The organism is Bartonella queenslandensis AUST/NH15 (assembly GCF_000312585.1).
GTDB lineage: Bacteria > Pseudomonadota > Alphaproteobacteria > Rhizobiales > Rhizobiaceae > Bartonella > Bartonella queenslandensis_A.
In genome coordinates, this window is record NZ_HE997985.1 from 59,706 (window position 1) to 66,306 (window position 6,601).

A 6,601-nucleotide genomic window follows, 5' to 3' on the forward strand; every position below is an offset into this window, starting at 1 on the left:
ATATTCTACAGTACAAAATTGGTACCCTGGCGATAAAGATGGAAAGGGTGGTATTTATAATTTTGTGACGAAGCGTGGCGATTGTCGAGGAGATAACTCTAAAATTTCATGGACACAAGTTGAGACCGGTTCTGCAATTACTTGGAAATATCCATCTTGCTTATTGCGTGGTGATAATGCGCGTGGAGAATTTTATTCTATCGCCGTTGCAAACGGTCACCAACAAATTGATTCCGGTACAAAAATGATTCATTTAGGACAAAATACATCTAGTCGTATTATTTCCAAAGGCATTTCTGCTGGATTTTCCAATAATACTTATCGAGGACAAGTCGCTGCTTATCGAAAAGCAAAAAATGCGCGTAACTTTACGCAATGTGATAGTTTATTAATCGGAAATGATTGTGGTGCTCATACAGTCCCTTATATTGAAGCAAAAAATGCTACAGCTCAATTTGAACATGAGGCTACAACATCAAAAATTTCTGATGACCAACTTTTTTATGTTATGCAGAGAGGAATTCCCGAAGAAGAAGCTATTGCATTAATTGTCAATGGTTTTGTAAAAGAGGTTATTCAAAAACTTCCCATGGAATTTGCTGTCGAAGCGCAAAAGCTTATTGGCATTAGTCTTGAAGGTAGTGTTGGATAGTTTTATTTTAGATAAATAGAAAACTTGATGCAAAAAGGCTGCAATAGTAGCACATAATGCGAAAAATGACCTCCATGGTGTTTACAAAAGTAGATAGCTTTTAAGGCAAAGTAACACGCGTTGGTATCTAAAAAACAGCCAGAACAGGATGAATTATGTTAGAGATAAAAAATTTGCGCGCCCGTATTGCTGGGACCGATACAGAAGTTATTCGTGGTTTAAACTTGACGGTTCAAGATGGAGAAGTTGCCGCTATCATGGGACAAAATGGCGCCGGAAAGTCCACTTTGTCTTATTTGCTTGCTGGTCGTGATGATTATGAAATAACAGAAGGTGATATTCTCTATAATGGACAATCACTTTTAGAAATGGATCCAGCAGAACGTGCGGCATATGGTATTTTTCTTGCATTTCAATATCCAATGGAAATACCAGGGGTAGCAACGATGGAATTTTTAAAAGTTGCGATGAATTCTCAACGCAAAGCGCGTGGTGATGAAGAGCTTAAAATTCCTGAATTTATAAAACATGTTAAAGATGTTTCAGCCAAGCTCGAAATAGATATGGACATGCTAAAACGTCCATTAAATGTGGGTTTTTCAGGGGGAGAGAAAAAGCGTGCTGAAATTTTACAAATGGCACTTCTTGAACCTAAACTTTGCATTTTAGATGAAACGGATTCTGGTTTAGATATTGATGCATTAAAAATTGTTGCAGACGGTGTTAATAAACTTCGGGATTCAAAGCGTTCATTTTTGGTGATTACCCATTATCAACGGCTGCTTAATTATATTATTCCTGATACGGTACATGTTCTTTATAAAGGACGAATTATCAAAAGCGGAGATAAATCCTTAGCGCTTTATTTAGAGCAAAATGGGTATGCTGATCTTATCAGAGAAGCTGTTTGAGGTTATTGAATATGAATGTACAACAAAACTCGTTAGCGGTTGAAGAAGATATACTCAGTAATTTCAATCAATATATAGACGATTTACCTGGTGATAAAGCCGTACGGGAAATTCGCAAGAAAGCGATTGAGCAGTTTGAGATGATACGTCTTCCTTCCCGTAAAATCGAAAATTGGCATTATACCAATCTACGCACGTTACTAAGATCTGTAAGCACTTTTTCAAAAGCCTATGATAATCAATCGGTTGACCCATTACTTTCAAAAAGCGCTGTTTTTTCTATGAACAATGGAAAAACATCGGCGCAGTCAAAGGTAGACAAGATTACAGTAAAACGCCTTTCAGATGCATTAGAAGACAATTCTGTAAAGATCAATCAAAACATTTCTGATGAGGATTTTATTGGGCAATTAAATACAGCTTTCTTTACGGATGGTTGGCTGTTTCACATTCCTGAAAATACAAAGTTAAATATACCTATCGAATTACAAAATATACAAATGGGAGGACAATCCCATACTTTTTCAGACATAAAAGTTGATACAAATAGTCAAGTTATATTTATTGAACATCAGGTTGGCAATGATCAGGATATCTTTGTCAGTTCAATATTTTCATTAAATATTGCCGCCAATAGTGATGTTACGTGGATTCTTATTCGCAATCGTGGTTTTAATTCAACACAGTTTGGCCGATTGCGTGCTATTCTTGCGCGGGGAGCGAAGTTATCACTTTATGTCATTAATATAGGAAGTCAACTCAATCGCCAAGAGGTCGATATTGAATTACAGGGGCAAGAATCTGATTTTCAATTACGTGTTATAAATTTATTATCAGGACAAACCCATAGTGATCTTACAATGACCGTTCGTCACGTAGAAGAAAAATCAACATCAACCGAAATTATACGCAATGTGGTTACAGATAAGGCTGTTGGTGTTTTTCAAGGAATAATACGTGTTGCTCAAAAAGCACAAAAAACGGATGCCCGCATGGCTTGTAATAGCCTTATCCTTTCGGATAATGCAGAATTTAACGCAAAGCCTGAATTGGAGATTTTTGCTGATGATGTTGCCTGTGGTCATGGTGCAACAGTTGCTAATATTAATCATGATTATCTTTTTTATCTCATGGCACGTGGTATCCCATTTAAAACAGCTCGTGCACTTTTGATTAAAGGATTTATCTCTGAGCTTATTGATGACATCAAACAAGATGATATTCAAGCTGTTTTGGAGAACATCATTGGTCAATGGCTTGAAAAAAATGTTTAAGGGAGAAAAAATGGAAAATAACGTACAAACATTTAGTTATAATGTTGAAGAAATTCGACGTGATTTTCCTCTTTTACATCATCAAGTTTATGGAAAGCGCTTAGCATATCTTGATAGTGGTGCTTCTGCCCAAAAACCACAATCAGTACTCAATGCAATGAATCATTATTACCACGATAGTTATGCTAATGTGCATAGAGGGATGTATTTTTTAGCCAATACAGCAACACAATCGTATGAAAATTCTCGTGAAACCGTTCGTGTTTTTCTAAATGCTCAAAAAGCTGAGGAAATTGTTTTTACGAAAAATGCGACGGAAGCTATTAATACTGTTGCTTATGGTTGGGCTATGTCCAAACTCAAGGAAGGAGATGAGATTGTTCTAACGATCATGGAGCATCATTCAAATATTATTCCTTGGCATTTTCTTCGTGAACAAAAAGGTGTTAAACTTATTTTTATTCCTATCGATGAAAATGGAGTTCTGCATATTGAAGATTTTCAAAAGGCTTTAAGCGAAAAAACGCGGCTTGTTGCTATAACGCATATGTCTAATATATTAGGAACTGTGCCTCCCGTTAAAGAGATTGTTAAGTTAGCACATCAAAATTCTATTCCTGTTCTTGTTGATGGTTCTCAAGGAGCAATACATTTAACCGTTGATGTGCAAGATCTCGATTGTGATTGGTATGTCTTTACGGGTCATAAGCTTTACGGTCCTACCGGTATTGGTGTTCTTTATGGTAAGGAACAGCGGTTAGAGGAAATGCGTCCTTTTCAAGGAGGGGGAGAAATGATCGAGGAAGTAACAACCGACAAGGTTTCTTATAATGCTCCTCCTTATCGTTTTGAAGCAGGCACGCCCCCTATCGCTGAAGCTATTGGATTAGCGGCGGCTATTGATTATATACAAGAGAAAGGTCGTAGTACGATTCATGCGCATGAAATGTCTCTTTTATCTTATGCGCATGAAAAACTTAAAACGGTTGAGTCATTGCGTATTTATGGTCATTCTCCAAATAAGGGAGCTATTATATCATTTGCAATTGAAGGAATTCACGCTCATGATATAGCTATGTTTATTGATAGAAAAGGGGTTGCAATACGCGCGGGAACCCATTGTGCACAGCCTTTATTACAGCGTTTTGGTCTAACATCTATTTGTCGTGCATCGTTTGCTATGTATAATACTCAAGAAGATGTAGATCAATTAGTAGAAGCATTGAAAGAAACAAGGACATTTTTTAATGGCTGAATCAGTTGAAGAGCGTCATTCTGCAGAATCTGTTGAAACTGTAAGCAAAAATAAAAAATCTTACATATCAGCAATTCCAGCAGACGAAATTGATCGTATGACGAATGATATTATTGCTGCTCTTAAGACAGTTTATGATCCAGAGATTCCTGCTGATATTTATGAGCTAGGACTGATTTATCGTATTGATATTGAAGATGATCGTTCAGTAAAAATTGAAATGACTCTTACAGCACCGGGATGTCCTGTTGCTGGTGAAATGCCAAGGTGGGTAGAAAACGCAGTTAGTGCAGTTGAAGGCGTGTCACATGTTGAAGTCACTATGACTTTTGATCCACCATGGACACCGGAGTGTATGTCAGAAGAAGCACAAATTGCTGTCGGATGGTACTAACACAATACTGTTCGTGGATACATCGTTTTTCGTAAACATTTAGATTTAAAAACGATCACATGCTTTATAATACACAAAAATTAGAACTTACCTGGATTGGGAAAGAAACACGCCCCAAACTGGAACCTCGTATTTTATTAGAAGATCTTGAAAAGTCTTATCATGCCTCGCATCAAATATCATCTCAGGATATTTTTGATAATAAACTTATTTTTGGTGATAATTTGCTTGCACTCAAAGCACTTGAAAAAGAATATACGGGCAAGGTAAAATGTATCTACATCGATCCACCTTATAATACAGGCAATGCCTTTGAGCATTATGAAGATGGTTTGGAACATTCCATATGGCTCAGTCTTATGAGAGACAGGCTAGAATTATTACATCATTTGCTTGCAGATGATGGAAGTATCTGGATTTCCATTGATGATGATGAACAAGCCTATCTTAAAGTGATGATGGATGAGATTTTTGGTCGCCAAAATTTCATCAACAATATTATTTGGCAAAAGAAATATGCTCCACAAAATGATACGAAATGGTTTTCTGATAATCATGATTTTATCATGGTTTATGCCAAAGACAAAACGATTTGGCGCCCTCACTTACTTCCTCGTTCAAGCGATATGGATGCGCGCTATAAAAATCCTGATAATGATCCGCGTGGTCCTTGGAAATCTGGAGATTTATCTGTAAAAAGAGTAACGCCTAAAGATATTTATGAAATCATCACACCTACTGGACGAAAAGTGATGCCTCCTCATGGCAGAAGTTGGGCTATGAGTGAAAAGAAATTCTCTGAATTATTGAAAGATAATCGTATTTGGTTTGGTCCAACAGGAAGCAATGTTCCTTCTCTGAAGCGTTTTCTATCAGAAGTAAAAAATGGTATAGTTTCAATGACGATTTGGCCCTATACGGAAGTAGGGCACAATCAAGATGCCAAAAGAGAAGTCAAAGTCTTTAATTCTGATAATGTATTTACAACCCCCAAACCTGAGCGTCTAATGGAACGCATCATTCAACTTGCAACGAGTCCCGGTGATCTTATCCTAGATTCCTTTGCGGGTTCCGGCACGACTGGTGCTGTTTCTCATAAAATGGGCCGCAAGTGGATTATGATTGAACTTGGTGAACATTGTCACACCCATATTATTCCTCGTTTAAAACAAGTCATTGATGGAACCGATCAAGGGGGAATTTCTAAAAGTGTCAATTGGCAAGGTGGCGGTGGGTTTCGTTATTATCGCCTTGCACCTTCTCTGTTGCAAAAAGATCCATGGGGACAATGGATTATCAGTCGCGAATATAATGCTGCGATGCTTTCAGAAGCCATATGCAAACATATGGGATTTACCTATGCACCGGACGAAAATTATTATTGGATGCAAGGATATTCAACGGAAACAGATTATATTTATGTTACAACGAGTGCCATGACCCATGAACAACTCCGTATTATAAGCGAAGAGGTAGGTTCCCATCGTACCCTGCTAATTTGTTGTAGCGCCTTTAATGCAAAATCAGCATCTTTTGAGAATCTCACACTCACTAAAATTCCCCGTGCAATATTAGAAAAATGCGAATGGGGAAGGGATGATTACAGTTTAAATGTAGCCAACCTTGAACCAATGATTGAAGTCAAAGAAAGCAACAAAGATAAAGATAATGCGCAAGCAGAATTAGATCTATTTGGATAATATATAAAAAGCGGAGTTTTTCATGAACACTGTTGAAAAAAGAGTTTCTGCTCGCTTATCGTTGCGTGAGCCTCAACATGAATCGTTAAATATTTTGGTGAACATTTTAGAAAATATAGAGCTTTCTAAAAATGCTGATTTGGTTGCGGAATTAGAATTGGTAAAAAATCTCTATCCTTCTGTACAAGACTTTGAACAAAATTTTCCTTCTTTTTGTTTTAGCGCCAAATTTGACTATTTATGAAAAATTAAAACAGGATTTTAATCCCCAAAGTTCAAAGTATGTTTTCAGTGGAATAAGTGAATTCATTGCAAATAGACCCGTTATTATTACGGGTGAAGATTATGAAAGCGGTAAAGGTATTCGCGCAGATGAACATCACTTTTACGGACAAAAGCGTTTGTTTGAAAATAG

General features: G+C 37.0%; 6 protein-coding genes and 1 pseudogene. All 7 read left to right on the forward strand.

Annotated elements, in window-relative coordinates; translation table 11 throughout:
- Window positions 1-652, forward strand: a 652-nt coding sequence (locus BN338_RS02305; protein ID WP_039758742.1) for a SufD family Fe-S cluster assembly protein, incomplete at its 5' end; no start/stop codon positions are given.
- Window positions 653-807: 155 nt separating this feature from the next.
- The gene (sufC, locus tag BN338_RS02310) at window positions 808-1,563 is read left to right on the forward strand and encodes a Fe-S cluster assembly ATPase SufC (protein WP_039758640.1); all 756 of its coding nucleotides are present in this window, start codon (window positions 808-810) and stop codon (window positions 1,561-1,563) included.
- 11 nt (window positions 1,564-1,574) lie between these two features.
- A complete protein-coding gene (sufD, locus tag BN338_RS02315; RefSeq protein ID WP_039758642.1) occupies window positions 1,575-2,837 on the forward strand; it encodes a Fe-S cluster assembly protein SufD in 1,263 nt (420 codons plus the stop codon).
- Window positions 2,838-2,847: 10 nt separating this feature from the next.
- Window positions 2,848-4,092, forward strand: coding sequence for a cysteine desulfurase (locus tag BN338_RS02320; protein ID WP_039758744.1), 1,245 nt, complete (start codon window positions 2,848-2,850; stop codon window positions 4,090-4,092).
- On the forward strand, window positions 4,085-4,486 hold the full coding sequence (locus BN338_RS02325) for an SUF system Fe-S cluster assembly protein (protein ID WP_039758644.1): 402 nt from the start codon (window positions 4,085-4,087) through the stop codon (window positions 4,484-4,486). The genes BN338_RS02320 and BN338_RS02325 overlap by 8 nt, the downstream gene beginning before the upstream one ends.
- 59 nt (window positions 4,487-4,545) lie before the next feature.
- Window positions 4,546-6,186 (forward strand): site-specific DNA-methyltransferase, encoded by a 1,641-nt coding sequence (locus BN338_RS02330; RefSeq protein WP_039758646.1) that lies wholly within the window; start codon window positions 4,546-4,548, stop codon window positions 6,184-6,186.
- A 22-nt stretch (window positions 6,187-6,208) separates the two neighbouring features.
- A pseudogene (locus BN338_RS13935) lies at window positions 6,209-6,601 on the forward strand (restriction endonuclease subunit R); the annotation flags it as partial.